General features: G+C 61.1%; 32 protein-coding genes. 17 read left to right on the top strand and 15 right to left on the bottom strand.

Annotated elements, in window-relative coordinates; all coding sequences use genetic code 11:
• Positions 1 to 60 precede the first annotated feature (60 nt).
• Genes BUB78_RS11775 through BUB78_RS11760 form a run of 4 tightly spaced genes read left to right on the top strand, consistent with a single transcriptional unit; the run spans position 61 to position 2,395 of the window.
• Entirely contained in the window at positions 61 to 405 is a 345-nt protein-coding gene (locus BUB78_RS11775) for a YbaB/EbfC family nucleoid-associated protein (RefSeq protein ID WP_073198295.1), read from the top strand.
• 6 nt (positions 406 to 411) lie between these two features.
• Positions 412 to 1,380, top strand: a complete 969-nt coding sequence (locus BUB78_RS11770) for a hypothetical protein (RefSeq protein WP_073198294.1) — start codon at positions 412 to 414, stop codon at positions 1,378 to 1,380.
• A gap of 40 nt (positions 1,381 to 1,420) precedes the next feature.
• A complete protein-coding gene (gene recR / locus BUB78_RS11765) occupies positions 1,421 to 2,014 on the top strand; it encodes a recombination mediator RecR (RefSeq protein ID WP_073198293.1) in 594 nt (197 codons plus the stop codon).
• A gap of 51 nt (positions 2,015 to 2,065) precedes the next feature.
• Entirely contained in the window at positions 2,066 to 2,395 is a 330-nt protein-coding gene (locus BUB78_RS11760) for a DUF1294 domain-containing protein (protein ID WP_073198292.1), read from the top strand.
• Positions 2,396 to 2,397: 2 nt separating this feature from the next.
• Here BUB78_RS11760 and BUB78_RS11755 read toward each other — a convergent pair whose 3' ends face one another.
• From BUB78_RS11755 to BUB78_RS11730, 6 genes are all read right to left on the bottom strand, one after another.
• Complete coding sequence (locus tag BUB78_RS11755; protein ID WP_073198291.1) at positions 2,398 to 2,856, bottom strand: phage regulatory CII family protein; 459 nt, start codon at positions 2,854 to 2,856, stop codon at positions 2,398 to 2,400.
• A 126-nt stretch (positions 2,857 to 2,982) separates the two neighbouring features.
• On the bottom strand, positions 2,983 to 4,104 hold the full coding sequence (locus tag BUB78_RS11750; protein WP_073198290.1) for a beta-ketoacyl-ACP synthase III: 1,122 nt from the start codon (positions 4,102 to 4,104) through the stop codon (positions 2,983 to 2,985).
• A gap of 167 nt (positions 4,105 to 4,271) precedes the next feature.
• On the bottom strand, positions 4,272 to 5,228 hold the full coding sequence (locus BUB78_RS11745) for a 2-hydroxyacid dehydrogenase (RefSeq protein WP_073198289.1): 957 nt from the start codon (positions 5,226 to 5,228) through the stop codon (positions 4,272 to 4,274).
• A complete protein-coding gene (locus tag BUB78_RS11740; protein ID WP_073198288.1) occupies positions 5,225 to 5,563 on the bottom strand; it encodes a tRNA-binding protein in 339 nt (112 codons plus the stop codon). The genes BUB78_RS11745 and BUB78_RS11740 overlap by 4 nt, the downstream gene beginning before the upstream one ends.
• Positions 5,560 to 6,372 carry a pyrroline-5-carboxylate reductase gene (gene proC / locus BUB78_RS11735; protein WP_073198287.1) on the bottom strand — a complete coding sequence of 271 codons (813 nt, stop codon included), beginning with the start codon at positions 6,370 to 6,372 and terminating at the stop codon, positions 5,560 to 5,562. Before proC ends, BUB78_RS11740 begins: the two co-directional genes overlap by 4 nt.
• Before the next feature lie 41 nt (positions 6,373 to 6,413).
• Positions 6,414 to 6,914: a type III secretion system chaperone family protein gene (locus tag BUB78_RS11730; RefSeq protein ID WP_073198286.1), complete on the bottom strand. Its 501-nt coding sequence runs from the start codon at positions 6,912 to 6,914 to the stop codon at positions 6,414 to 6,416.
• A gap of 309 nt (positions 6,915 to 7,223) precedes the next feature.
• Between BUB78_RS11730 and BUB78_RS11725 the strand changes: the two genes are divergently transcribed.
• Complete coding sequence (locus BUB78_RS11725) at positions 7,224 to 8,006, top strand: HalD/BesD family halogenase (RefSeq protein ID WP_073198285.1); 783 nt, start codon at positions 7,224 to 7,226, stop codon at positions 8,004 to 8,006.
• 63 nt (positions 8,007 to 8,069) lie between these two features.
• On the opposite strand, the gene BUB78_RS11720 is transcribed toward BUB78_RS11725, so the two are convergent.
• Entirely contained in the window at positions 8,070 to 8,315 is a 246-nt protein-coding gene (locus BUB78_RS11720) for an accessory factor UbiK family protein (RefSeq protein ID WP_073198284.1), read from the bottom strand.
• Between the two features lie 96 nt (positions 8,316 to 8,411).
• Here BUB78_RS11720 and lgt point away from each other — a divergent pair, with 96 nt between their 5' ends.
• From lgt to BUB78_RS11695, 5 genes are all read left to right on the top strand, one after another.
• Positions 8,412 to 9,302, top strand: coding sequence for a prolipoprotein diacylglyceryl transferase (lgt, locus tag BUB78_RS11715; protein ID WP_073198283.1), 891 nt, complete (start codon positions 8,412 to 8,414; stop codon positions 9,300 to 9,302).
• On the top strand, positions 9,299 to 10,363 hold the full coding sequence (locus tag BUB78_RS11710) for a class I SAM-dependent methyltransferase (RefSeq protein WP_073198282.1): 1,065 nt from the start codon (positions 9,299 to 9,301) through the stop codon (positions 10,361 to 10,363). Before lgt ends, BUB78_RS11710 begins: the two co-directional genes overlap by 4 nt.
• Positions 10,360 to 11,115: a peptidoglycan editing factor PgeF gene (gene pgeF, locus BUB78_RS11705; RefSeq protein ID WP_073198281.1), complete on the top strand. Its 756-nt coding sequence runs from the start codon at positions 10,360 to 10,362 to the stop codon at positions 11,113 to 11,115. The genes BUB78_RS11710 and pgeF overlap by 4 nt, the downstream gene beginning before the upstream one ends.
• A gap of 277 nt (positions 11,116 to 11,392) precedes the next feature.
• Positions 11,393 to 11,530: a hypothetical protein gene (locus BUB78_RS20700; RefSeq protein ID WP_170865059.1), complete on the top strand. Its 138-nt coding sequence runs from the start codon at positions 11,393 to 11,395 to the stop codon at positions 11,528 to 11,530.
• Between the two features lie 325 nt (positions 11,531 to 11,855).
• Complete coding sequence (locus tag BUB78_RS11695) at positions 11,856 to 12,638, top strand: Hint domain-containing protein (RefSeq protein WP_073198279.1); 783 nt, start codon at positions 11,856 to 11,858, stop codon at positions 12,636 to 12,638.
• On the opposite strand, the gene BUB78_RS11690 is transcribed toward BUB78_RS11695, so the two are convergent.
• Positions 12,635 to 13,135, bottom strand: coding sequence for an Lrp/AsnC family transcriptional regulator (locus BUB78_RS11690; protein ID WP_073198278.1), 501 nt, complete (start codon positions 13,133 to 13,135; stop codon positions 12,635 to 12,637). The two genes, BUB78_RS11695 and BUB78_RS11690, sit on opposite strands and share 4 nt — an antisense overlap.
• Positions 13,136 to 13,340: 205 nt before the next feature.
• Between BUB78_RS11690 and trxB the strand changes: the two genes are divergently transcribed.
• A complete protein-coding gene (trxB, locus tag BUB78_RS11685; protein ID WP_073198277.1) occupies positions 13,341 to 14,285 on the top strand; it encodes a thioredoxin-disulfide reductase in 945 nt (314 codons plus the stop codon).
• 233 nt (positions 14,286 to 14,518) lie between these two features.
• Positions 14,519 to 16,231: a bifunctional sulfate adenylyltransferase/adenylylsulfate kinase gene (locus BUB78_RS11680; protein ID WP_073198276.1), complete on the top strand. Its 1,713-nt coding sequence runs from the start codon at positions 14,519 to 14,521 to the stop codon at positions 16,229 to 16,231.
• A 61-nt stretch (positions 16,232 to 16,292) separates the two neighbouring features.
• On the opposite strand, the gene BUB78_RS11675 is transcribed toward BUB78_RS11680, so the two are convergent.
• The 3 genes from BUB78_RS11675 to BUB78_RS11665 are packed head-to-tail and all read right to left on the bottom strand — an operon-like array spanning position 16,293 to position 17,849.
• Positions 16,293 to 17,177: a PhzF family phenazine biosynthesis protein gene (locus tag BUB78_RS11675; RefSeq protein WP_073198275.1), complete on the bottom strand. Its 885-nt coding sequence runs from the start codon at positions 17,175 to 17,177 to the stop codon at positions 16,293 to 16,295.
• Positions 17,178 to 17,201: 24 nt separating this feature from the next.
• Entirely contained in the window at positions 17,202 to 17,429 is a 228-nt protein-coding gene (locus tag BUB78_RS11670) for a DUF1150 family protein (protein WP_073198274.1), read from the bottom strand.
• A gap of 6 nt (positions 17,430 to 17,435) precedes the next feature.
• On the bottom strand, positions 17,436 to 17,849 hold the full coding sequence (locus BUB78_RS11665) for an Hsp20 family protein (RefSeq protein ID WP_073198273.1): 414 nt from the start codon (positions 17,847 to 17,849) through the stop codon (positions 17,436 to 17,438).
• 159 nt (positions 17,850 to 18,008) lie between these two features.
• On the opposite strand from BUB78_RS11665, the gene BUB78_RS11660 reads away from it, so the two are divergent.
• Genes BUB78_RS11660 through BUB78_RS11650 form a run of 3 tightly spaced genes read left to right on the top strand, consistent with a single transcriptional unit; the run spans position 18,009 to position 19,828 of the window.
• Positions 18,009 to 18,233 (top strand): YdcH family protein, encoded by a 225-nt coding sequence (locus BUB78_RS11660; protein WP_073198272.1) that lies wholly within the window; start codon positions 18,009 to 18,011, stop codon positions 18,231 to 18,233.
• A gap of 46 nt (positions 18,234 to 18,279) precedes the next feature.
• Positions 18,280 to 18,768 carry a 5-(carboxyamino)imidazole ribonucleotide mutase gene (gene purE / locus BUB78_RS11655; RefSeq protein ID WP_073198271.1) on the top strand — a complete coding sequence of 163 codons (489 nt, stop codon included), beginning with the start codon at positions 18,280 to 18,282 and terminating at the stop codon, positions 18,766 to 18,768.
• Complete coding sequence (locus tag BUB78_RS11650; RefSeq protein WP_073198270.1) at positions 18,761 to 19,828, top strand: 5-(carboxyamino)imidazole ribonucleotide synthase; 1,068 nt, start codon at positions 18,761 to 18,763, stop codon at positions 19,826 to 19,828. Before purE ends, BUB78_RS11650 begins: the two co-directional genes overlap by 8 nt.
• A gap of 66 nt (positions 19,829 to 19,894) precedes the next feature.
• Here BUB78_RS11650 and BUB78_RS11645 read toward each other — a convergent pair whose 3' ends face one another.
• A complete protein-coding gene (locus tag BUB78_RS11645) occupies positions 19,895 to 21,043 on the bottom strand; it encodes an alpha-D-ribose 1-methylphosphonate 5-triphosphate diphosphatase (protein ID WP_073198269.1) in 1,149 nt (382 codons plus the stop codon).
• On the bottom strand, positions 21,040 to 21,765 hold the full coding sequence (locus BUB78_RS11640) for an esterase/lipase family protein (protein WP_073198355.1): 726 nt from the start codon (positions 21,763 to 21,765) through the stop codon (positions 21,040 to 21,042). Before BUB78_RS11640 ends, BUB78_RS11645 begins: the two co-directional genes overlap by 4 nt.
• A gap of 72 nt (positions 21,766 to 21,837) precedes the next feature.
• On the opposite strand from BUB78_RS11640, the gene BUB78_RS21175 reads away from it, so the two are divergent.
• Positions 21,838 to 22,092 carry an NUDIX domain-containing protein gene (locus BUB78_RS21175; protein WP_073198268.1) on the top strand — a complete coding sequence of 85 codons (255 nt, stop codon included), beginning with the start codon at positions 21,838 to 21,840 and terminating at the stop codon, positions 22,090 to 22,092.
• A gap of 4 nt (positions 22,093 to 22,096) precedes the next feature.
• Positions 22,097 to 22,597, top strand: a complete 501-nt coding sequence (locus tag BUB78_RS11630) for a GreA/GreB family elongation factor (protein WP_073198267.1) — start codon at positions 22,097 to 22,099, stop codon at positions 22,595 to 22,597.
• Here the strand turns inward: BUB78_RS11630 and BUB78_RS11625 are convergent.
• Both BUB78_RS11625 and BUB78_RS11620 read right to left on the bottom strand, forming a co-directional pair.
• Positions 22,581 to 23,444, bottom strand: a complete 864-nt coding sequence (locus BUB78_RS11625) for a DMT family transporter (RefSeq protein ID WP_073198266.1) — start codon at positions 23,442 to 23,444, stop codon at positions 22,581 to 22,583. The genes BUB78_RS11630 and BUB78_RS11625 overlap by 17 nt on opposite strands.
• A complete protein-coding gene (locus tag BUB78_RS11620) occupies positions 23,444 to 23,929 on the bottom strand; it encodes a GNAT family N-acetyltransferase (protein ID WP_139279324.1) in 486 nt (161 codons plus the stop codon). The genes BUB78_RS11625 and BUB78_RS11620 overlap by 1 nt, the downstream gene beginning before the upstream one ends.
• Positions 23,930 to 23,941 lie beyond the last annotated feature (12 nt).

The raw sequence follows: 23,941 nt of genomic DNA, 5'->3' as shown, positions 1-23,941 counted from the left end.
CAGGAAACCAGACATTCGGCCCCTGCTGTACAAACGGGGCCCTCGATAGGAGATCACACTATGTTCAAGGGACTGGGCCAGATGGGCGATATGGCCAAGATGATGAAGGCCGCTCAGGAAATGCAGCAAAAGATGGCTGCGCTTCAGGAAGAGATGCACAATCTCATGGTCACTGGCGAATCCGGTGCGGGCCTTGTTAAGGCAACCTGCACCGCCAAGGGCGAGCTCAAGGGCCTCGATATCGACCCGTCGATCTTTAATTCGGACGATAAGGAAGTGGTCGAAGACCTGATTCTTGCCGCGATCAAGGACGCCCAGAGCAAAGCCACCGAGCGCGCCCAGGAAGAAATGAGCAAGCTCACCGAAGGCATGGGCCTGCCCAAAGATATGAAGTTACCTTTCTAAGGTGCAATGAACAGGGCCGCACATATCACTCGCCCCCCACGCCTGTGGCGCAGCTATGGGCGGGCGGCGGTCGCGGCCACGGCCTTTCCGGCCCTGCTATATGGCTATACCGAATGGACGATACGCAGTGACATTGCGGATTTTGTCCTGATCATTCTGGTGACGATCAACGCGGGCGTTGTGTATCAGTTCGGCCACCGGATTGCGCCCGGCCTTGGCGACATGTTTCGGGATTTACCCGCGACCGCCACTGATCCGCAGGGCGCGGTGGACGATATCCTCGGCAACCAATGGATGCTGCCTTTCGGGCTGTGTTATGGGGCCGTAATCGGCGGCGGCGCCTGGATGCTTGACCCCTGGCACACCCCCGACCTGCGGCTCTGGCTGGCCGGGTTTGTTTTTTGCGGCAGCGTGATCACCGGCATGGGTATTTTTGCCGTACTCAGATTCTGGCACGCCCTGTTGCAGGCCTTGCCACAGATGGATCTTCGCATCCTGAACCTTTCGCGCTCCCCGCTGCCCGCAATTTTACGGATCAACAGCCAGATCGTGATGGTGACAGCAGTGGTCGCCTCGCTTGCGATCCTGTCGGTGGTGCTGGCGGGCTATGACAGGGATCCGGTTGTCATCCTCTTTTCCCTGTTTTCATTGTTTCTGGTGGCGGCCACCTATGCGGTGCCTGTCATTCCGCTGTCCAACCGGCTCATGTCCGTCAAGGTCGAGGCGCTGAACCAGATTGAACCGCTGATCGAGGCACATATCCGCGACCGCTCAAACCAGCCGCGCCGCGCCGATCACCCGCACCCGGACAAACCCCTGCCCGATCTGGACAAACTGATCGAGGCCCGCGATATGATCAGCGCCGTGCGCACCCTGCCGCCCGGCGGTCAGGTGTCGGTCTCGGCGGCGGGGATTGTGACCTTCTTGTCCTTTCTCCCCAGCATAATAGACTATATCTTGAATAAAATGCTCTGAGCTATGTCCAGCGCACCCAACCATAAAGGCCGTGCATAACGTGAGCAGCACCCGCGACATCGACTCCCTGATCGACATGATGGCCCGGCTGCCGGGGCTTGGTCCCCGCTCGGCCCGGCGCGCGGTGCTGCACATGATCCGCAAGCGCGCGCTGTTGCTCGCGCCACTTGCCGACCTGATGCAGACTGTCGCCACCACCGCGCGCGAATGCATCACCTGCGGCAATATCGGCACCGCCGAAACCTGCGACATATGCGCCTCGGAAAAACGCGCCAACGGCCAGATCTGCGTGGTCGAGGATGTCGCCGATCTCTGGGCGATGGAGCGCGGACAGGCCTTTAAAGGGCGCTATCACGTGCTTGGCGGCACCCTCTCGGCGCTGGATCAGGTCGGCCCCGAAACCCTGCGCATCCCCAAGCTTGTGGATCGCGTATTGGCGGAAAACATCTCAGAAGTCATCCTTGCCCTCAATGCAACGGTGGACGGCCAGACCACAGCGCATTATATCGCAGACCAGCTTGATGGGCGTGTTGCGCTGACCTCTTTGGCGCAGGGCGTTCCCATTGGCGGCGAACTCGACTATCTCGACGATGGCACCATATCTGCGGCCCTTTCAGCGCGCAAAAGCCTCTGATAGTCCCTGACATACCGGCCAACGGCCAGCGACGGACACCTGTATTACCTTATGACCCCTCTCGTGCTTGTTCTCACCTATCTTGTGATCCTCAATGTGCTGACGCTTGGCCTGTTCTGGTGGGATAAGCGGTGTGCGATCGAGCGTCGCTGGCGGCTGCCCGAAAGCACGCTTCTGACGCTCTGCCTGATTGGCGGATCACTGGGGGCCAAGACCGGACAGGGAATCTTTCGCCACAAAACCCGCAAAGAGCCGTTTCGCACCTCGCTGAATGCGATTGCCGTGCTGCACGTCGGGTTTCTGGCCGCTCTGGTTCTACCCGAGTTCCGCGCCTCGGTGATGCTGCTTGCGCAGCAGGCCGCGGATCTGATCCTGGGCTAGGCTCAGATCGCCTCTTCTTCGAGGTGTAGCTTCATGTCGATCAACACCTGCTGGAGCTGCGATGTTTCGCGCAAAAGCCGCTTGGCCTCGTTGATCGTGATCACGCCATCCTCGATGGATTGCTGATATTCAGCCATCAAAAGCGCAAAGCGCTGCGACAGAACGATCACATCGCTGTTCACATTCGCGCGTTCCTTGGTGTTGCGGCGCTTGCCGTCAAAGGTAAGGCCGATCCCCTGCAACTCGGCCAGGGCGCCGGTCACATGGGGATAGCTGGCCGCCTCTTCAAGCGCCATCACGGCATCGACGGGCATGAAGCGGTCTGCATGTTCATCGTGATCGGAATAATACCGCCCCAGCGTCGCCTTCGACTTGCCGGTAAGCTTGCACGCCGCCTCAATCCCAACATCCTTGACCAGGGCCTCGGTGTGCTTCTTGAGATAACTTCCCATCTTCGACATACGCTTCTTCCTCAGCTCCGACCCCCGGAAAATCAGGGGAACCCAACAGATGCTTCCCCTTAATCGCTTTGTCCCGGAAAGTCATTTGCAAATTAAAACCGACTGCGCCTTGGCAAACCCTCTGGCTCAGGCCCGCTCGACCAAAACCGACCCGACCGAATAGCCCGCCCCGAACGAACAGATAAGCCCCCGGTCCCCCGGCGCCAGATCGTCGGAACATTTGGAGAACGCGATGATTGATCCCGCCGACGAGGTATTGGCGTAATCCTGAAGGATATTGGGCTGTTCACCCGGCTCCGCCACCCGGCCAAGCACCTTTTTGCCGATAAAATCATTCATCGTCTTGTTGGCCTGATGCAACCAGAGCCGCCGCAGATCATCCGCCGTCACCCCGTCGCTCGCAAGATGATCGAGGATATGCGCCGAGACCATCGGCAGCACCTCCTTGAAGACCTTGCGGCCCTCCTGCATGAACTGCATGTCGCGCCGATCCGCCATGCCATCCGGCCGGTTGCGGCGCAAAAACCCGTTATTGTTGCGGATATTGTTGGAAAACTGCGTGACGCAGCGGGTTGACCGGATCACGAAATGCGCGCCCATCGCATCTTCTGCGCGCTCGATCAACACGGCCGTGCACACATCGCCGAAAATGAAATGGCAATCCCGGTCGCGCCACTCAAGATGCCCCGAACAGATCTCAGGGTTCACCACAAGCGCACGGCGCACCGATCCCGCCCGGATCATATCCGCCGCCGCCTGAATGCCGAAGGTTGCCGAGGAACAGGCGACATTCATGTCAAAGGCAAAGCCACCCGCGCCCAGAAGCTGTTGAATTTCAATCGCAATCGCAGGATAGGCCCGCTCGTGGTTGCTCGCGGCACAGATCACCAGATCAACCTCATCCGCACGCCGCCCGGCCTGTGCAAGGGCCTTGGCACAGGCATCAACCGCCATTTCCGCCATGATCCCCGGCTCGTCATCGCTGCGTTGGCGCAAATTGGGGTGCATGACCGCCGGGTCCAGCACGCCGGATTTATCCATCACATAGCGCTGCTCGATCCCAGAGGCCCCAAGGATGAATTCACTCGATGATGGTGCCTTTGCCTCAACCTCGCCGGCCGCGATGGCCTCGGCATTTTGCGCATTGAACGCCTCGGCATAGGCATTGAAGGCCACGACCAATTCGTCATTGGTGATCACCTCGGACGGGGTAAAGACACCCGATCCCGTTATGGCCGGTTGATACATGATTTTCTCCTCCGCGTTCCCGCCAGATCAGCCCATGCATCCCCCGACGTCAAGGATGACACCACGGCACACCGATGAAGAGGCACGAAACTCCCCTTCTTCTTGGCATAAATACTCAAATCCCCGGCCAGCCACCGGGCGTGCCGGTCTATGGCCGGGGCTCTGCCCTAATTTACAAGATTGGGCGGCGTTTCACCGGCAAAGAACGCGCGCAGGTTTTCCACCGCCATAAGGCCCATCGCCTCTCGCACCTCAAGCGCGGCGGTGCCGAGATGCGGCAAGAGCGTGACATTCTCCATCGCCTTGAGAGCCTCGGGCACAATCGGCTCTTTTTCATAGACGTCAAGCCCCGCACCCGCGATGCCGCCCGCCTGCAGCGCCGCGATAAGCGCGGCCTCATCCACCACATCGCCACGCGCGATATTGATGAAATGCCCGCCCGGCTTCATCGCCTCGAACACCGAGCTGCCGACGATATGATGAGTCTCGGCGCCGCCCGGCACGGCCACCACCACGATATCGGCCTCGGCCGCCAATGCCTCAAGGCTCTCGACCTGACGCGAAGGAAACTCCATCGGTTTCGGCGAGCGGTTGTAATAGATCACATCCATGCCAAAGCCAAAGTGACAGCGCTGCGCAATCGCCTGACCGATCCGGCCCATACCGATAATGCCCACGGTCTTGCCAGAGACATGCATCCCAAGCATCTGCGTCGGGTTCCAGCCGGGCCATTTGCCCGCCCGCACCATCCGCTCGCCTTCGCCCGCGCGCCGCGCGCTCATCAGGATCAGGGTCATCGCGATATCGGCGGTGGCATCGGTCACGGCACCCGGCGTATTGGTCACACTGATCCCTGCCGCCCGCGCCGCAGCCGCATCGATATGGTTATACCCAACCCCGAAATTCGCTAGAATTTTACAGCGCGAATTCTCTGCATCGGCGAACACATCCGCCGAGAACATATCGCCAAGCGTCGGCAACACCCCGTCATAAAGCGCCAATGCGCCGCGCATCTGGCCAAGCTTGAGCGGGGCGGGATCGTCGCGCAACTCGACTTCGAAATGGGTGCGCGCGGCCTCAACCACGCTATCCGGCAATGGCCGGGTCAAAAGGACACGTTTCAATGCAGTCTCTCTCCGATTTTCACATCTTTATCGGGGCTTATCAGAACGATTTCGCCAATGCTATCGGACAGGCCGAGAACAAGGATTTCCGACATGAACTTGCCGATCTGGCGCGGCGGAAAGTTGACCACCGCCATCACCTGACGCCCGACAAGTGTTTCCGGATCATAATGCGCGGTGATCTGCGCGCTGCTTTTCTTTTCACCAATCTCGGGCCCGAAATCGACCCAGAGCTTGATTGCGGGCCTGCGCGCCTCGGGAAAAGCCTCGGCATGGGTGACGCGGCCAACGCGGATATCGACCTTGAGGAAATCGTCAAACGTGATCTCGGTCATTGCCCAAGCTCCCGCGAGCGATCCGCCGCCGCCGCAACCGTCTTGCGCATCAGCGGCGGCAGGCCGGTTTCCTCGTCCATCAGCACCGCAAGACCGGCCTGCGTGGTGCCATTGGGGCTTGTGACATTGACCCGCAATTGCGCCGGGGTTTCATCGGCGGCCTCGGCCAAGGCACCGGCCCCGGCCACCGTCGCCTGTGCAAGCTGCATGGCAAGCGCCGGGGCAAGCCCCTGCGCCTCGCCGGCCGCTGCCAGGCATTCGATCATGTGAAACACATAGGCCGGACCAGAGCCCGAGACGCCGGTGACCGCATCCATCTGATCTTCGGTGTCTAGCCGCACGACCTGACCGACGGCGCGCAACAGCATCTCAGCCAGATCGACCTGCGCCGCACTTGCATGGGCGTTGCCGATAATTGCAGTGATGCCCCGGCCCACGGCGGCGGGGGTGTTGGGCATGGCGCGCACAATCGGGCTCTCTGCACCCAGCGCCGCCTCGAAGGCGGCAATCGGCGTACCGGCCGCGACCGACACAAACAGCGTCGTGCCATTGCCCATCGCCGCCAATGCCGGAAGAGCCTCGCCCATCATTTGCGGTTTGACAGCGATCAGAACGATGGCGGGATTTTCGGGCAGATCACCGTTGATGCCAACCCCGGTGCCGCGCAGCCAGTCCGACGGGTTGGGATCAATCACCGACACCGAAGCAGGCGGCAATCCCTGCGCCAGCCAGCCTTGCAGCATGGCACCACCCATCTTGCCACAACCCAGCAAAACCAGACCTTTTTCGGCCACATAATCCATATTCATCGCGTCTTCCCCGCTCCGTTCATCACATTGCGGGGTAAGTGTTACGCGCGACCATAGGCCTCTGCAATGGCGACCTGCATGGCATCTTTGGGGGATTTATCGCCCCAGATCGCAAGCTGGAATGCCGGGTAATAGCGCTCGGCGCTCATTACGGCGGCGTTGATCATCGTGTCGATCTGCTCGGGGCAGGCATCCTGCCCACCCGCCAGCACCAGACCATAGCGATAGACCATCAGCTTATGCTCGCCCCACCAGGTGAACGCCCCGGCCCAGCACTCATCGTTGACGTCGTTCAGCATCTCGTAGAGCACCGGCAGTTTATGCTCTGGCGGCTCCATCTCGAAGGTACAGACAAGGCGCAGGGTCTCGTCATAGCCCGACCAGGCCAGCGTGATCGAATAGGTGCGCCACTGGCCCTCGACGGCCATTGCGATCTGATCGTCACCGATCCGGTCGAAATCCCAGTCGTGATGCTCGGCGATATGTTCGACGATATCAATCGGGTGAATGTCGTCCTGCAAGAACTGCTCGGAAAGGGCCATTGCGCCACCTCATTTGCTATAGCGCGGGGATCGCGATGCACCCCAAGCGCTAGGTGCCTGCTCTATCGACGGGGGCTATTCCCGCCGCCAATACAAGATATGGTGCGACCTTTCGGGCAAGCTGTAAAGCCATTTGTTGGGGATAACCACAATAAGTTGTGGATGAAATCGAATTGGCCACAACGGAGAGCAGGATCGCCCCCCCCTGTTGCACACAATCGCCCTGCCAAACAAACATTGGCTTTTATTCTCCAAACTGGCGGAAAAATCGACCATGATACACCAACGCCCATTTCACACGGATCAAACATGATGCGCATCGAAGACATTATCGACCTCGACACTCATCCGCTTGCCCAAGCCGGGTTTGGCACCAGATGCGACGCCATTCTTGATGACGAGGGCGTTCTGGTCCTTGAGAATTTCATTCGCCCCGCCGCCCTCGCCGCCATTTTGGCGGAAAGCAAAGCCAAGCAGGAAGAGGCCTATTTTTGCGCCCAGAGCCACTCGGTTTATCTCACCCCGGATGATCCGGCCTATCCCGAAGATCACCCCGCAAACCGCAAGGTTGTCTCGTCCAAAGGCTGCATCTGCGACGATGTGGTTGCGGCGACATCGCCGCTTCGCACGCTTTATGACGACCGGACATTCAGAGATTTCGTGGCCCGCGTGACCGGCCAGACCGAACTGCACCCCTACGCTGATCCGCTGTCTTCCATCAACATTCACTATGCCAACCGGGGTCAGGAACTTGGCTGGCATTTTGACAACTCGTCCTTCGCCATCACCCTTCTGATCCAAAAGCCCGATGCAGGAAGCCGTTTCGAATATGTCAAAGGCCTGCGGGATGCAGATGCGAATGAGATGAATTACGACGGTGTCGACGCTGTGCTGCAAGGCACTCTGCAACCTAGGGTTCTGACGATGGAGCCGGGCACTCTGGTGCTGTTCCGCGGACGCAACTCAATGCACCGTGTCACGCCCAATGAGAGCGACAAGACCCGGATGCTCGCGGTTTTGGCCTATAATTCCGAGGTCGGCGTAGAGCTATCCGAAAACGCGCGGATGACCTTTTATGGACGTCTGAGTTAGTCTCACACTCACCGGGGTTGGCAACCTTTTCCCGTCTCGATCAGCAATCCAAGAGCAGGGCGATTACTTGCCCGCCGCCTCCATCGCATCAAGCCGCGCCTTGAGCACTTCGTTCTCTTCACGGGCCTTTTGCGCCATGGCGCGGACGGCGTCGAATTCTTCGCGGGTGACAAAATCGCGATCCGCAAGCCAGCGGTCGATCATGGATTTCATCGCGGTTTCGGCCTCGGTCCTGGCACCCTGCGCCACGCCCATGGCGTTGGTCATCAGTTGTGAAATATCATCGAGCACTTTGTTACGGGTTTGCATGGGTCTCTCCGGCGTTACACTTCCCCCCTTATATGGGCCAAAACGCGCGCATCACAAGGTTGACTTCCCCCAGCGACCAGAGGCACAGAGACGCATATGCAGGCCATGATCCCCTTCCCCGATATCTCGCCCGAGATTTTCACCCTCTCCCTCTTCGGGATGGAATTCGCGCTGCGCTGGTATGCGCTGTCTTATATCGTCGGTATCCTTCTGGGCTGGCGGCTTGTGGTGGCCAGCGTCAAGCGCCCGCATCTTTGGCCCAAGAACAGCGCCCCGATGACCCCGCGTCAGGTCGAGGACCTTTTGACCTGGGTGATCCTTGGCGTGATCCTTGGCGGGCGGCTTGGCTTCGTGCTGTTCTATCAACCTGCCTATTACCTGCAAAACCCGCTTCAGATTCTTCAGGTCTGGCAAGGGGGCATGTCGTTTCACGGCGGGCTTTTGGGGGTTGTGACGGCCTGTCTTCTTTATTGCCAACGCCAGGGCCTTGCCCGGCTTTCGGTGGGCGATGCGCTTTGCATGGTGGCGCCGATTGGCCTTTTGCTCGGCCGGATCGCCAATTTCATCAACGCAGAGCTGTGGGGTCGCCCGACCAGCCTGCCCTGGGGCGTGGCCTTTCCCGGCGCAGCGGCACAGGATTGCCCGGATGTGATCGGGATTTGCGCGCGCCATCCCTCGCAACTCTACGAGGCGGCGCTTGAGGGGCTTATCCTTGGCGCGGTGCTTGTCTTTCTGGCCTATCGCCGGGGTGCCCTGAAAGAACGCGGCCGGATCACCGGCCTGTTTTTCGCCGGCTACGGCGTGTCGCGCTTTATCGTTGAGTTCTTCCGTCAGGCCGATGCGCAGTTCATCACCCCCGACAACCCCATGGGCTATGCGCTGCAAATGGGCGCCTTTGGTCTCAGCATGGGGCAATTGCTGTCGCTGCCGATGATCGCCTTTGGCTTGGCCATGGTCGCCTGGGCGAAACGGTCTCGCCCTGCATGAGCAGGCTGCGTGACCACCTGATTGCCCGGATAAGCGAGGGCGGGCCGATCACGCTGGCCGATTACATGGCCACCTGCCTGATGCATCCCGAGCATGGCTATTATGCCACCCGCGATCCGTTTGGCGCGGGCGGCGATTTCATTACCGCACCGGAGATCAGCCAGATGTTTGGCGAGCTGATCGGCCTTTGCCTTGCGCAATGCTGGCTGGATCAGGGCGCGCCCGCGCGCATTGCCCTGGCCGAGGCCGGGCCGGGGCGCGGCACCTTGATGGCCGATATCCTGCGCGCCACCAAGGGCGTGCCGGGGTTTCACGACGCCGCACAGCTTCACCTTATCGAGACCTCGCCGACCCTGCGCGATATCCAGAGCAAGACGATTGCCCGGCCCGACATTACCTTTCACGAGCGCGCTGACACCCTGCCGTCTCTGCCGCTTTACCTTGTCGCGAACGAATTCTTCGACGCCCTGCCGATCTGCCAGTTCGAGCGCGATGGCGACGGCTGGCGCGAGCGTTTGATCGGGCTGAAAGAAGGCCAGCTTGCCGTCGGTCTTGGCGGGCCGGCCGCTTTGCCACAGCTTGCGCATCGGCTGGCCGATACGAAACCCGGCGATGTGGTTGAGACCTGCGCCCCCGCAGAGGCCAGCATCGCCGTGATCGGCGCGCGCATCGACGCCCACGGAGGCGCAGCCCTGGTCATTGATTATGGCGACTGGCGTTCGCTTGGCGATACGTTTCAGGCGCTTGAGGGCCATGCCGCCACGGATCCGCTGGCCAATCCGGGCAATGCCGACCTGACCGCGCATGTGGATTTCGAGGCTTTGGCCAAATCCGCCGTCCCCGCCGCACATACCCGCCTGACGCCTCAGGGCGTGTTTTTGGAACGTCTCGGCATTACCCAGCGGGCGCAGGCGCTTGCCCGCAATCTTCAGGGTGAGGCGCTGGAAAATCACATCGCGGCACATCGGCGCTTGACCCATGCAACGGAAATGGGGACGCTCTTTAAAGTGCTGGGGCTTTTCCCAAAATCCGCCAGCCCGCCACCGGGACTTGAAACATGACGCTCGAAATCCTGACCGCCGATAGCCTGTCTGATTTTCGCCACGGGTTCTTTACCCGGCGCGGCGGCGCGTCTTCGGGTGTTTTTGCCGGGCTGAACTGTGGTGCCGGATCGTCGGACCAATCCGAGATCGTCAGCATCAACCGCGCCCGCGTGGCCGAGGCGATGCAGGTCGCACCCGACAAGATGCTTGGCGTGCATCAGGTCCATTCCGCCGATGTGTTCCCCGTGACCGGCCCAATGGCCGAGAGCCCGCGCGCCGATGCCCTGGTCACGGCGACACCGGGGCTTGCGCTCTCGGTGCTGACCGCCGATTGCCAGCCGGTTTTGTTTGGCGATGCCAACGCGGGCGTCATCGGGGCCGCCCATGCCGGATGGCGCGGGGCGCTTGATGGTGTGCTTGAGGCCACGATTGACGCGATGGAGGCGCTCGGCGCCAACCGCGAGGATATCTGCGCCGTCATCGGCCCCTCGATCAGCCAGGCCGCCTATGAGGTCGGCCCGGAGTTTCTTGAGACCTTCATGATCGAAGACCCGCAGAACAGCCGGTTTTTCGCCAATGGGCTGAATGGTCATTATCAATTCGACCTGCCCGCCTATGGCTTGCACCGGCTGCGCAGCGCCGGGGTGGGACAGGCCGAATGGACCCGTCATTGCACCTATGGCGATCCTGACCGGTTTTATTCCTATCGCCGCACCACCCATGCAGGCGAGGCCGATTATGGGCGGCTGATTTCGGTGATCCGGCTCTGATTGGGGCAGCACCTAGGCGCGGGCGCGCAGATTTTCGCCGCATTTAACGGAAACAATCCGAAGAACACCTCGGTATTGACCACATAAAATCTATTTTTTCCACAATTCTTCAACATCTTAATTAAAATTCAAACCATCCCCAGAGGGTCCGTTGAAAAAGTCTCAGGTTTTTTCGGTTTTCTTTATCCCTGCCAAAACTTGGCCCCAAACCGGGGGCATAGTTGCTGATAACGAAACAATGCGCCCAAGCGCCAAAAGACTACCCGAGGAGAGATCAATGAAAAAACGATGGTTGAAATCGGTCGTGGACAACAGCAGACAACAGGCCCCGACCCTGCCCTTTCACCGCAGCATCCGGCAGACCACCAAGCGCGCTCGCCTTGTGTCTTTGCCTGCGGCCGTGAAATCCGCATAGGCCGTCATGGTCTGCGTCACTTCAGTTCAGTAGCTCAGTAACTGATTACAACTCAAAGGCCGCCCGTTTCCAGTGGGTGGCCTTTTGTGATGCGCCCTACGATTCGGGGGCCATTCGCCCGGAATGTGGCAAACCTGAAACCGAACGCGCAACAAAACCCGCGCAGTCCTGTGATTGCCCGCAGAACCGGAACAATATCCCCAAAAACTTGACCCAAATTGGCGGCGCGCGGCATATTCTTACCATAACGCAAACAGAACTTGTCCTTCTGTCGTTGTCGGTGGGGGCCGACGCGGTTGTGACGACCCAAGTATGGTGACACAACATGACTATTCCCCGCTGGACCGCGCAACCCGCGCAAAACCCTGCCATTTCCCGCATACCAAATCGTAGTGCTGCCGCCCCCGGGCGCGAGGCCATGATGATGCGCAAGTACCGCAGATCCTGGCAGGACGATGATGGTCAGATCATGCAGGACGAACAGGTCGGCCCCGCCCTGCCTCTGTTTGAATCCGCATTTTCCGCCTTTGCGCGCGGCACGTTGATCACCACAACGCGCGGCCCCGTAGCGATTGAGGATCTGACCCCCGGCACCAGGCTTGTGACCGCAGAACACGGGCCGATGCCGGTGATGTGGATCGGTTCCATGACCCTTGCCCCGGCCCATGACGCTCAGGGGTTTGAGCCGACAATCCTGACACGGATCATGGCTGATGCTTTTGGAATTGGTCGCCCGATGGCGGATTTTCTGGCCGGGCCCGGCGCGCGTATCCTGACCCGTCCGCGCAATATGCGGGCCAATATCGGCGGTGATCATGTGCTGACGCCCGCGCGCAACCTTGCCGATGGCGTTCAAGCGATCGAGATCCGCCCACAGCGCCCGGTGAGTTTCTATCACCTCTGCCTGCGCCGTCATGCCACGATCATCGCAAACGGGCTTGAAGCCGAAAGTTTTCATCCCGCGCCGGGGTTCGAGCGCACGCTTGGGCCGAATATGCTCCGGCTGTTTATGGGATTGTTCCCGCACATCCGCGAGCCGCACCAATTTGGCACCATGGCGCATCTGCGCCTGCCGCTGTCATCGCCCGAAGGATTGGAAATCGCCTAGGCCGACTGTGTCAGCCGCGCCTCGAGGATATCGAACGGCACGCCCGGATCATCCTTGGCGACACGAATGACAAGCGATGTCTTGACGCTTGCCACGTTGTCGGCGGCAGTCAGTTCCTCGGTCAAAAAGCGCTGAAAGGTGCTTAGATCGGGGGCGACGCATTTGAGGATGAAATCCACCTCGCCGTTGAGCATGTGACATTCGCGCACAAGCGGCCAGTTGCGACAGCGGGTTTCAAACGCGCTCAGATCGGCCTCGGCCTGACTTTGCAGACCGACCATGGCAAACACCTGAACCTCGAAGCCAAGTTCACGGGCGTCCACCTCGGCGTGATAGCCGCGAATGTATCCCGATTCTTCCAGCGTGCGCACCCGGCGCAGGCAGGGTGGCGCGGAAATACCGACGCGTTTGGCCAGCTCGACATTGGTCATGCGACCGTCCGCCTGCAACTCTGCCAGTATTTTGCGATCAATCGGATCAAGACGGGAAACCGCCATGTTACATCCCCCTCAGACTTCGCGATTGTTATACCACGCCGACGGGCACGCGCAATAATGTTTCGCACTTGCGCAAGATCATTTCCCCAGCACGCCCGGATGGACATGGAACGGCAAAGCCGGGTTGCAAGGGGTTACATGCCGGGCAAGGCGCCGCTATATCTTTGGCCAACCGAATTGCAACCGCACATCAAAGAGATATCCCATGTCCGAAACCCGTCACACCAAATGCCTTATCATCGGATCTGGCCCCGCTGGCTATACCGCCGGCGTTTATGCCAGCCGCGCGATGTTGGAACCGATCCTTGTCCAGGGCATCGAGCCGGGCGGCCAGCTGACCACCACGACCGAGGTTGAAAACTGGCCCGGCGACACCGAGGTGCAGGGCCCCGACCTGATGCTTCGGATGGAGGCCCACGCCAAGGCCATGGGATGCGAAATCATCGGCGATATCATCACAGAGCTTGATATCAAGTCCCGCCCCTTTACCGCGCGCGGCGACAGCGGCACGGTCTATACCGCCGATGCGGTGATCCTGTCGACCGGCGCGCGCGCCAAGTGGCTTGGTCTGCCCAGTGAAGAGGCGTTCAAGGGCTTTGGCGTTTCGGCCTGTGCCACCTGCGACGGGTTCTTTTATCGCGGCCAGGAGATTGTCGTGATCGGCGGCGGCAACACCGCCGTGGAAGAAGCGCTTTTCCTGACCAATTTCGCCTCCAAGGTGACCCTGATCCACCGCCGCGACGAATTGCGCGCTGAAAAAATCCTTCAGGACCGGCTTTTCAAGAACCCCAAGATCGAAACCCTCTGGCATCACACGCTGGACGAGGTCACCGGCACCGACAACCCCAAGGGCGTCGAAGGGGTGCGCGTGCGCCATGTCGACACCGGCGAGATCACCGAAATCCCCTGCAAGGGCGTGTTCATCGCCATCGGCCACGCGCCCGCAAGCGAACTTGTGACCGATACGCTTGAGCTTCACAACGGCGGCTACGTCAAGGTCGAACCGGGCAGCACCCGCACCAGCGTGCCCGGCGTTTTCGCCGCTGGCGATCTGACCGACCATATTTACCGTCAGGCCGTCACAAGCGCCGGCATGGGCTGTATGGCCGCGCTTGACGCCGAACGCTTTCTAGCCGAGCAGGACGACTGAGCACAGGCACGGTTCTGGCCGCCGGTCATACCGGCGGCCAAACATCTGTGTTGCGGCTCGGGCAGGCCCTGAAACTTTATCCCGCAACGCGGCAATAAGGCGTCACTTTGGCCTCTTTTCGCCAATATACCTTGGTTTAGCTTGAAACTTGCCCATTTGCGGGTCTATGCCGCGCGCAATCACGGTTGCATACTGCAACCCAGGTTCACTTTGTATTTTGCCCGAGGGTTCCCATGCAGCACCAAAACCTTGCCCCGATTCCAGAGCTTTATGTTTCACACGAAAGCGCCCAAAAGCTGAAACTCGAGGCCGCAGACCTCATCAGCTGGGATTTGAACGCCCGCCAGATTTGCGATCTGGAGCTCTTGATGAACGGTGGGTTCAGCCCGCTCAAGGGCTTTCTGACCGAGGCAGATTATGACGGCGTTGTTGAAAACATGCGCCTTGAGAATGGCGCGCTCTGGCCGATTCCGATCAACCTCGATGTCAGCGAGAAATTCGCCGAAGGGCTGGAGCTTGGACAGGATATCGCCCTGCGCGACCAGGAGGGCGTGATCCTCGCCACGATGACGGTCACCGACCGCTGGACCCCGAACAAGGCGCGCGAGGCCGAAAAGGTATTTGGGGCCGACGATCTTGCGCACCCGGCGGTGAACTATCTGCATCACACGGCCGGTTCGGTTTATCTTGGCGGGCCGATCACCGGCATCCAGCAACCGGTGCACTACGATTTCCGCGGCAGCCGCGACACCCCGAACGAATTGCGCGCGCTGTTCCGCAAATTGGGCTGGCGTCGCGTCGTGGCGTTTCAGACCCGCAACCCGCTGCACCGCGCGCATCAGGAGCTGACCTTTCGTGCCGCAAAAGAGGCGCAGGCCAACCTGTTGATCCACCCGGTCGTGGGCATGACCAAACCCGGCGATGTCGATCACTTTACCCGCGTGCGCTGTTACGAGGCGGTGATTGACAAATATCCGGGCTCGACCACGACGATGAGCCTTTTGAACCTTGCCATGCGTATGGCCGGCCCCCGCGAGGCGGTCTGGCACGGGCTGATCCGCGCCAATCACGGCTGTACCCATTTCATCGTCGGTCGCGATCACGCCGGTCCCGGCAAGAATTCGGCAGGTGAGGATTTCTATGGCCCCTACGATGCCCAGGATCTGTTCCGCGAATATCAGGATGAAATCGGCGTCGAGATGGTCGATTTCAAATATATGGTCTATGTGCAGGAACGCGCCCAATACGAGCCGATGGACGAGATCACGGACAAGGATGACGTTACCATCCTGAACATCTCGGGCACTGAATTGCGCCGCCGTTTGCAAGAGGGGCTTGAGATTCCCGAATGGTTCTCTTTCCCCGAAGTGGTGACCGAGCTGCGCCGCACTCGCCCGCCGCGCTCGCAACAGGGCTTCACCGTGTTCTTCACCGGCTTTTCCGGCTCGGGCAAATCGACCATCGCCAATGCTCTTATGGTCAAGTTGATGGAAATGGGCGGTCGCCCGGTCACATTGCTTGATGGTGATATCGTGCGTAAAAACCTCAGCTCCGAGCTAGGATTTTCCAAGGAACACCGCGATCTCAACATTCGGCGCATCGGCTATGTTGCTTCTGAAATCACCAAGAATGGCGGTATCGCGATCTGTGCGCCAATCGCGCCCTATGCGGCCACCCGCCGGGCCGTGCGCGAAGACGTCGAGCAATTCGGCGCCTTCATCGAAGTGCATGTCGCCACCACCATCGAGGAGTGCGAGCGCCGCGACCGCAAGGGTCTTTACAAGCTGGCGCGCGAAGGCAAGATCAAGGAATTCACTGGGATTTCAGACCCCTATGATGTTCCCGAGGCGCCCGAGCTGCGCGTGGAAACCGAAGGCGCGGATGTCGACAACTGCGCCCATCAGGTGATTCTCAAGCTGGAACAGATGGGGCTTATCGCGGGCTGATTGCCCCACCTCACAGCGATCGCCAAAGGGCCGCCCCATTCGGGCGGCCCTTTTGACTGGCTCACAAATGCACCTGCCCCGACATCAGAACGCGCCCCTGGCCGGAAACCCGCACGCCGGTAATGGCCTCTGGCGGGCCAAGCACTTCGACACCGGCCTGTCCGGGTCGGTCCATCCAATGCCCCTGCTCCGCCACGAAGCGACAGCTGTCAATCAACCCATGTCGCCACAGGAAAGCCGCCATCGCACCAGTGGCAGAGCCGGTAAAGGCATCCTCGGGCGGGCTCGGCGGCGCAATAAGAAGGCGAGAGAACGTATCTCCCGCCGCGGTTGCGCCCTTCAGGGTAACCCAGAACGGCTCTAGCATATCAATGCCATCATACCCCAGATGCGCCGCCAACCGCGCCAGGGCGCCGTGATCAAGCGCCACCCGGCGCAGCACCTCGTGATCGCGCAAAACCGTGATGCAAAACGGCAGGCCGGTCGACACAAGCTGTGGCGCGGCAATGATATCGTCCGGCTCAATGCCACCCACGGCCGCCACAAGGTCGCGCGGCAGGTCAGGCCCAAATTGGGGCGCCACTTGCGTCATGGTGATGCGTGGAGTGTCCTCGCTTGCGTCAATCGTCACTGGCACAAGCCCCGCGCCGGTTTCCAGCACAAGCTCTCCGCCGCGCGTCAGACCGCGCCGCACCAAAGAGGCGACCGTCGCAATCGTCGGATGCCCGGCAAAGGGAATTTCCCGGCTCGCCAGAAAATAGCGCACCTTGATATCGGCCACATCGGAGGGTTCCAGAAAGGTGCATTCCACAAGGGACGTTTCACGCACGAAGGCCTGACAGGTCTCGCCACTCAGGGCCCCCGCATCATGCACCACCGCACAGCCGTTGCCGCCGAACGGCTGATCGGTAAAGGCATCGACCCAATCAAACTCATAGCTGGTCATCGCGGGCCCTGCCTATCGTGGGAGTCAGTGAACCGCGACCGGGTCCATGTTGTTCTGACGCGCCAGCATAAACGCCAGCTTGCGGTCGCCCACAAGCGCCAGACGCTCGCCATCCACGGTATGAACCGCATAGATCGTGGTCAGCCCGCCCGCCTGTTCGCGCATTTCCGCAGGCAGGTCCTTAACCTCGACCGGCCGCACATAGACGATCGCAGGCGCCTCATTGGCGTCGAATTCGTATTTGGTATCCATCTTGGCTTACCCCTTGTTTATCTTGATCCGCTGCACAACCGGTTCCGGTTGGGCACGGGTCAGGTCGACATGCAACAGACCGTTTTCCATGATCGCCTCGCCCACCTCGACCCCATCAGCCAGCACGAAAGAGCGCTGGAACTGCCGCGCGGCAATGCCGCGATGCAGGTAAAGCCGGGCCTCGGCCTCGTCATTCTGACGGCCCCGGATCACCAATTGGCGATCCTCGACCGTGATCGACAGGTCATCCTCGGCAAATCCGGCCACGGCAAGCGTGATCCGATAGGAATTGTTCGAGGTCTGCTCGATATTGAAAGGCGGGTAGCCTTCATTGCCGGATTTCGCACTGCGTTCCAACATCCGCTCAAGCTGTTCAAACCCAAGCATGTAGGGGTGCGACCCCAGTGTAAGCTTTGTCATTGACACGTCCTTGACTCTAAGCGACCGTCCGTTGCGCAGGCCCCGTTGTGGCGACCTGCCCCCGAAATATGGGGATTGTGATGCGCGCGTGCAAGGGCTTTGCGAAACGGCGCAAATTCAGTATGTTATGGCTTCAACGGTGCAAGGGAATCGCCAGTCATGAATGCCTACAGCGATCTGTCGATGAAATCCGAAGACGTCCTGCGGGTCGAGCTTGAGGAATTTCGCCGCGAACACCGCGACCTGGACGAGGCAATTCGCGCCCTGCACCTCAATGGCATTGCCGATCCGCTGACCCTGCAACGCCTGAAAAAGAAGAAACTTTACCTGCGCGATATCATTGCCCGCATCGAAGACCGGCTTTATCCGGACATCATTGCGTAACGCCCGCCGATCAGTATAGTGCGCGCTTCATTGCAAGGGGCGTGATATGACAGAGGTCAAAGTCGGCATCATCATGGGAAGTCAGTCAGACTGGTCCACCATGCGCGAAGCCGCTCAAATTCTCGATGAACTGGGTGTTGCCTATGAGACCAAGATCGTCTCGGCGCATCGCACGCCGGACCGGCTCTGGGAGTATGGTAAAACCGCCGCTGCGCGCGGGCTTCAGGTCATCATCGCAGGCGCCGGCGGGGCCGCGCATCTGCCCGGCATGATGGCCAGCAAGACCCGCGTTCCGGTGATCGGTGTCCCGGTTCAGACCAAGGCCCTCTCGGGTGTGGATAGCCTCTATTCCATCGTGCAGATGCCGCGCGGCTTTCCCGTGGCCACCATGGCCATCGGCGGCGCAGGGGCGGCCAATGCCGGCCTGATGGCCGCCGCGATCCTTGCCAATGGCGACGCCGACCTTGCCACCCGGCTTGATGACTGGCGCATTGCCCTCTCGGCCTCAATTCCGGATGAACCAACCGATGACTGATCCCCTTCCTACCGGCGCGACCATCGGCATTCTCGGCGGCGGCCAATTGGGCCGGATGCTTTCGGTGGCCGCCGCGCGCCTCGGTCTGCGCTGTCATGTCTTTGAACCCGGCGCCAACCCGCCTGCGGCGGACGTGGCCCATGCCGTCACCACCGCCGCCTACGAGGATGAGGCCGCCCTGCGCGCCTTTGCCCAAAGCGTCGATGTCATCACCTATGAGTTCGAGAACATCCCGACCTCGGCGCTCGATATTCTGGAAAAGATCAAACCCGTCCGCCCCGGGCGCAAAGCCCTGCGGGTAAGCCAGGACCGCCTTGTCGAAAAGGCTTTCCTGAGCGAACTCGGCTTGCAAACCGCGCCCTTCGCCGCCGTCGACGACGCCCAGGATCTGGCCGAGGCGATTGCCGAAATCGGCCTGCCTGCGATCCTCAAGACCCGCCGCCTTGGCTATGATGGCAAGGGTCAGGCTCGGATCATGACGCCGGATGACGCCGAAGCGGCCCTGGCCGATATGGCGGGCCAACCCGCCATCCTCGAAGGCTTTGTCGATTTTTCACACGAGGTCTCGGTGATCGCCGCCCGCAATGAGGCCGGCGACGTGGCCTGCTTTGATCCCGGCGAAAACGTCCACGAAGGCGGCATCCTGCGCACCACCACCGTGCCCGCCCGACTGAACGGCGCGCAGCGCACCGATGCGGTGCTGCTGGCCGCCAAGATCCTCAACAAGCTGCGCTATGTCGGCGTCATGGGGGTCGAACTCTTCGTCACCGACAAAGGCCTTATCGTCAATGAAATCGCCCCACGGGTGCATAATTCCGGCCATTGGACACAACAGGGCTGCGCGATTGATCAGTTCGAACAACATATCCGTGCCGTTGCGGGCTGGCCGCTCGGCGACGGTACCCGCTACGCCGACGTGGTGATGGAAAACCTGATCGGCGATGATATGGACCGGGTCCCTGACCTGGCGAAAACCGCCAATGCCGCGATCCACCTTTACGGCAAGGCCGAGGTCAAACCGGGCCGCAAGATGGGGCATGTGAACCGCATCGTCACATGACACGACAACAGGCCTTTCATCTTTCCAAAAATACTCACATCGCGCCGCAGGCCCCTTGCGGCGCGGCTATCCGATAAAGCGCGCCGCCGCCTCACCCGACATATAGCTGATGCGCCCGGCGGCCATGGTCGCGGCGACCTTGCGGCTGTGCGCCTCAAGCACCACGAGATCGGCCCGCAGCCCTGTACGCAGCGCGCCCCGGTCAGACAGCCCCAAGATCCGCGCAGGTCCCGCCGAAACAAGCCCCCAGGCCCCGGCCAGATCAAGCAGCCCGCCATCGGCCAGCAAAAACGCCGCCCGTTTGAGCGAGGGATAGTGGTAATCCGAGGCAAGCGCATCCACGAGCCCCATCGCCACAAGTTCGATCGCGCTGGCATTGCCATTATGCGAGTTCCCCCGCACGACGTTGGGCGCGCCCATGATCACCGCATCACCCCCGTTCCGTGCCTCTTCGGCGGCCTCAAGGGTTTCGGGAAACTCGGCGATCCTGACACCACGCGCGCGCGCCGCACGACGCTGATCGGCACGGCGGTCGTCATGGCTTCCAAGGCGCACACCGCGCGCCACAAGCTCAGCGCTCAGCCGGTCAAGCGCGGCGGGCACCGCCCCCATGGCGGCATGCAGGCCTTGAATGAATTCAAGATGCTTCTCGGGGTTGCGCCCGATCCGAAGCGCCTGACCGTGCAGACGCGGCGGGCGCTTGCCCTTGTCGAGCGCCTCATGCGGCAGGTGATCGTTGAACACCACATAGCCGATATCATGGCGCGCGATCATTTCGGCCACCGCCGCGTAATCGTCCAGCATGGCCACCTCAAAGCGAAGCTGCGCACGAAGGTCGGTTGCCACGCGTGCGCGCAGGCTCGCCATGCCGGTAAAGACACGCTCGGCAAACTCCGGGCCGCGCATGCCGCCTTCCCAGCTATAAAACTGCGCCAGCGTGGCGGTGGTAATGCCGTTTGCGCCCAACTCGGCCTCGGCGGCAGTCAATCCCTCGCCAAGGTCCTTCATCGCGCCGCGCCGCGGGGCAAGGTGGCGCTCGAACCCGTCACCATGCACATCGACAATCCCCGGCAGAACCAGAAAACCGCTCAGATCAACCTCGCGTCCCACCGGCGCATCGGCGATCACGCCATCGCGTATCGCAAGCGGCTCATCGGATAGGCCTTGGGGGCGCAACACCTCTGCGCCGGTCAATGTCAGGGAAAGCGCGCTCATTCCTCGACCCAGCCCCAAAGGACATCGCCAAGCGTCAGATCGTGATCAAACGCCCCGTCGCGCAGGAAATTCTCAACCTGCGCGATGACAAGCGGGTTGTTCATCATGAAGGTATGCGTCACCGGCAGGGTCAGGTGATCGGCCATGCCCTCGACCTTCGTCGAGGCGACCGACACCTTGCCGTCATCCGGCCCCTCGATCACGCTTGAATAATAGGGGTTGAGAGAGCGCGTGCCGGCAATCACCCCAAGCTCGAAATCAACTGGCGGAAGCTGTTCCGGAAGGCCCTCCGGCCCGGTCTCAAGCTGCCCACCGGCCGGGCCGTTGATCCATTGAAAAAGCTCAAGCCCGCCCAATTCGTCAACAAGCTCGCTGCCGTGATTGGGCGGCGCAAGCATGACGACGCGGCCCATATCTGCGGGGCGGTTGTCCTTTAGCCAGAACCGCAACAGGATGCCGCCCATCGAATGGGTCACGAAATGTACCTTGGTCTCGCCACAAACCCGCACCCCGAATGGCAGGGTCTCTTCGGCAAGCTGCGCGATGCGCTCTTCGGTCGAGGGATAATCGGGGCTGAACACGTCATAGCCCGCCGCCTCCAGCGACTCTTGCATCACCAATAGCGAGGTATCGGACCGCGCCAGACCATGCAAGAGCACCACGCAATCCGCGCGTGCGGGCGTGGCCAACAGGCCGGCGCAAAGGCCAAGAACGAAAAGCATCTGTTTCATGTGGTTCAGATAGGTATATTTACCCCCGCTGAACAGCCCCTTTTCCCACCCGGAGACACCACTTTGAGCATCCGCATTGCCACCCGCGCCGTGATCGTCAAGGATCAGCGGCTTTTGCTGGTCAACGCCTTTCCGGGCCAACAGAGCGACCTGTGGTGCGCCCCCGGCGGCGGCGCAGAGGTCGGCGCATCGCTTCCCGACAACCTGCAACGCGAGGTTTTTGAGGAAACCGGCCTGCGCGTCAAACCCGACAGCCTTGCGCATGTCGCCTTTGCGCGGGGCATGGGCTATGATCCGCTTGAGGTTCTAATAAGGTGACGCGATGAACAAGGCCTTTACCAAAGAGGATGACGGCAGCACGCCCGAGCGCCTGCCCGACCTGCCGATAAGCGGGCATCCCAACCATGTCACACCGCAGGGTCTGGCCGCGCTCAAGGCACGCCACGCCAGCCTTGAGGCCGAGGTGAACCGTTTGCGCGAAGGGCGCGAATTTCTCGATGACCTGCATCCGCTGGCCGTGGCCGAGCGCGATCTGCGCTATGTCGAGGCGCGGCTGAACACCGCGATCCTTGTGCCCCCGCCAGAGGGGCCCTGCGATCAGGTGCTCTTTGGTGCCACCGTCACCGTCGCCGATGAAGAGGGGCGCCAGGCGAGTTATACCATTGTCGGCGAGGATGAATCGGACCCCGAAAAGCGGCTGATCTCGGCTTTTTCACCGCTGGCGCGTGCCCTGATCGAGGCCCGCGTTGGCGATATCGTGGAATGGCCCAAGCCCACCGGCGTGGTCGAGCTTGAGGTGCGCCGCGTTACCTATCGCGCCTGACGCGCCCAAGCGGCAGAACAGAGATCGCAACACCGCCCAGCACCAGAGCCGTCGCCATCACGAATTGCAGGTCCAGCGCCTCGGCGAGAAAGATCATGCCGCCGGCCATTGCGATCACCGGCACGGTCAATTGCGCCACCGCCGCCACGCTTGCGCCGATCCGCGGCAGGATCGAATACCACATCGCATAGCCAACCCCCGAGGTCAGCGCGCCAGAGGCAATCGCCAGCAGGATGCCGTCGCGCCCGATCTCGGCCCCGCCCGGCGCACTCGGCCAAAGCAGGGTAAGCACCACACCGACCGGCGCCGCCAGAATGAAATTCGTCGCCGTCGCCTGAAGGGCGTCGCGGTTGAGCCGACCAGCCAGCGAATAAATTCCCCAGCCGACCCCGGCCAGCGCCATCAACAGCCCGTGCAGCGGGCTGATCACCGGGCCGGCACCGGGCCAGAGCAGCCAGGCCAGCCCGCCAAAGGCCACAAGCGCCCCGATCCAGCGGCGCGGCGGCATCGCCTCACGCGCCCAAAGCCCGCCGGCGAACATTGTGATCTGAACCACGCCGAACAGGATCAGCGCGCCGATCCCCGCATCAAGCGCGTTATACGCCCCGGAAAACCCGTAGATATAGACCAAGAGCGCCAGCACCCCGGCGACACGCCCCGGCCCGCGCAAGTCAATCCGCCCGCGCAGCGCGAGACATAAACCCGCCAGCATCACCGCCCCCGCCACAAGCCGGATCGCGCCAAAACTGGCGGCATCAATGCAGCCCCCGGCAAGGGCCAGACGGTTCAGCACCGAATTGGCGGCAAAGGCGATCATGGTCCATGTCGTGAGGAAAAACAGGGGCATTACAGGGTCTCAAACGCCTTGGGATAGATCAGGCTCTGTTCTGGCACATCCGTCCCCGGCCCCGCCAGCAACGTGTTCGTGATCGGATAGGGCGAGGTCAGTTTGGCGGCGCGCGCGACACTAAACCCCGCGCGTTCGTAAAAACCGGGTTCGCCCAGCACGACAACATAACACCCGCTCAGGCGCGCCCATTCCGACAAAAGGCCGATCATCCGACGGCCATGCCCCTGGCCCTGCCAGTCGGGATCAATCGCCACCGGAGCAAGGCAAAGCCAGGTCTTTGGGCTGCGCATCACCGAAAGGGCGTAATATCCAACAATGCCATCGTCAGACGGCAGCACGGTTTCGCCCGCGATATCACCCGCGCGGCGTAGCTTTTCAACAAGCCGCGCCTCGGCCTGCCCGCCAAAGGCGCGCTCTAACAGGGCGGCCACGGCCGGTTCTTCCCCGCGCCGCATCTCGCGGCTGAATTGTGTGTGTTTCACTTGTCCACCTGC

Source organism: Roseovarius marisflavi (assembly GCF_900142625.1).
In the GTDB taxonomy this organism is placed as follows: Bacteria; Pseudomonadota; Alphaproteobacteria; order Rhodobacterales; family Rhodobacteraceae; genus Roseovarius; species Roseovarius marisflavi.
Note: the sequence above shows the minus strand (reverse complement) of the source record. Positions and strands in the feature narration are given on the sequence as shown.

What these genes read in the sequence shown, in the direction of transcription:
- BUB78_RS11775 (WP_073198295.1), top strand. Translation starts at nt 61, where the DNA reads ATGTTCAAGGGACTGGGCCAGATGGGCGATATGGCCAAGATGATGAAG.
- BUB78_RS11770 (WP_073198294.1), top strand. Translation starts at nt 412, where the DNA reads ATGAACAGGGCCGCACATATCACTCGCCCCCCACGCCTGTGGCGCAGC.
- BUB78_RS11760 (WP_073198292.1), top strand. Translation starts at nt 2,066, where the DNA reads ATGACCCCTCTCGTGCTTGTTCTCACCTATCTTGTGATCCTCAATGTG.
- BUB78_RS11755 (WP_073198291.1), bottom strand. Translation starts at nt 2,856, where the DNA reads ATGTCGAAGATGGGAAGTTATCTCAAGAAGCACACCGAGGCCCTGGTC.
- BUB78_RS11750 (WP_073198290.1), bottom strand. Translation starts at nt 4,104, where the DNA reads ATGTATCAACCGGCCATAACGGGATCGGGTGTCTTTACCCCGTCCGAG.
- BUB78_RS11740 (WP_073198288.1), bottom strand. Translation starts at nt 5,563, where the DNA reads ATGACCGAGATCACGTTTGACGATTTCCTCAAGGTCGATATCCGCGTT.
- proC (WP_073198287.1), bottom strand. Translation starts at nt 6,372, where the DNA reads ATGAATATGGATTATGTGGCCGAAAAAGGTCTGGTTTTGCTGGGTTGT.
- BUB78_RS11730 (WP_073198286.1), bottom strand. Translation starts at nt 6,914, where the DNA reads ATGGCCCTTTCCGAGCAGTTCTTGCAGGACGACATTCACCCGATTGAT.
- BUB78_RS11725 (WP_073198285.1), top strand. Translation starts at nt 7,224, where the DNA reads ATGATGCGCATCGAAGACATTATCGACCTCGACACTCATCCGCTTGCC.
- BUB78_RS11720 (WP_073198284.1), bottom strand. Translation starts at nt 8,315, where the DNA reads ATGCAAACCCGTAACAAAGTGCTCGATGATATTTCACAACTGATGACC.
- lgt (WP_073198283.1), top strand. Translation starts at nt 8,412, where the DNA reads ATGCAGGCCATGATCCCCTTCCCCGATATCTCGCCCGAGATTTTCACC.
- BUB78_RS11710 (WP_073198282.1), top strand. Translation starts at nt 9,299, where the DNA reads ATGAGCAGGCTGCGTGACCACCTGATTGCCCGGATAAGCGAGGGCGGG.
- pgeF (WP_073198281.1), top strand. Translation starts at nt 10,360, where the DNA reads ATGACGCTCGAAATCCTGACCGCCGATAGCCTGTCTGATTTTCGCCAC.
- BUB78_RS20700 (WP_170865059.1), top strand. Translation starts at nt 11,393, where the DNA reads ATGAAAAAACGATGGTTGAAATCGGTCGTGGACAACAGCAGACAACAG.
- BUB78_RS11695 (WP_073198279.1), top strand. Translation starts at nt 11,856, where the DNA reads ATGACTATTCCCCGCTGGACCGCGCAACCCGCGCAAAACCCTGCCATT.
- BUB78_RS11690 (WP_073198278.1), bottom strand. Translation starts at nt 13,135, where the DNA reads ATGGCGGTTTCCCGTCTTGATCCGATTGATCGCAAAATACTGGCAGAG.
- trxB (WP_073198277.1), top strand. Translation starts at nt 13,341, where the DNA reads ATGTCCGAAACCCGTCACACCAAATGCCTTATCATCGGATCTGGCCCC.
- BUB78_RS11680 (WP_073198276.1), top strand. Translation starts at nt 14,519, where the DNA reads ATGCAGCACCAAAACCTTGCCCCGATTCCAGAGCTTTATGTTTCACAC.
- BUB78_RS11675 (WP_073198275.1), bottom strand. Translation starts at nt 17,177, where the DNA reads ATGACCAGCTATGAGTTTGATTGGGTCGATGCCTTTACCGATCAGCCG.
- BUB78_RS11670 (WP_073198274.1), bottom strand. Translation starts at nt 17,429, where the DNA reads ATGGATACCAAATACGAATTCGACGCCAATGAGGCGCCTGCGATCGTC.
- BUB78_RS11665 (WP_073198273.1), bottom strand. Translation starts at nt 17,849, where the DNA reads ATGACAAAGCTTACACTGGGGTCGCACCCCTACATGCTTGGGTTTGAA.
- BUB78_RS11660 (WP_073198272.1), top strand. Translation starts at nt 18,009, where the DNA reads ATGAATGCCTACAGCGATCTGTCGATGAAATCCGAAGACGTCCTGCGG.
- purE (WP_073198271.1), top strand. Translation starts at nt 18,280, where the DNA reads ATGACAGAGGTCAAAGTCGGCATCATCATGGGAAGTCAGTCAGACTGG.
- BUB78_RS11650 (WP_073198270.1), top strand. Translation starts at nt 18,761, where the DNA reads ATGACTGATCCCCTTCCTACCGGCGCGACCATCGGCATTCTCGGCGGC.
- BUB78_RS11645 (WP_073198269.1), bottom strand. Translation starts at nt 21,043, where the DNA reads ATGAGCGCGCTTTCCCTGACATTGACCGGCGCAGAGGTGTTGCGCCCC.
- BUB78_RS11640 (WP_073198355.1), bottom strand. Translation starts at nt 21,765, where the DNA reads ATGCTTTTCGTTCTTGGCCTTTGCGCCGGCCTGTTGGCCACGCCCGCA.
- BUB78_RS11630 (WP_073198267.1), top strand. Translation starts at nt 22,097, where the DNA reads ATGAACAAGGCCTTTACCAAAGAGGATGACGGCAGCACGCCCGAGCGC.
- BUB78_RS11625 (WP_073198266.1), bottom strand. Translation starts at nt 23,444, where the DNA reads ATGCCCCTGTTTTTCCTCACGACATGGACCATGATCGCCTTTGCCGCC.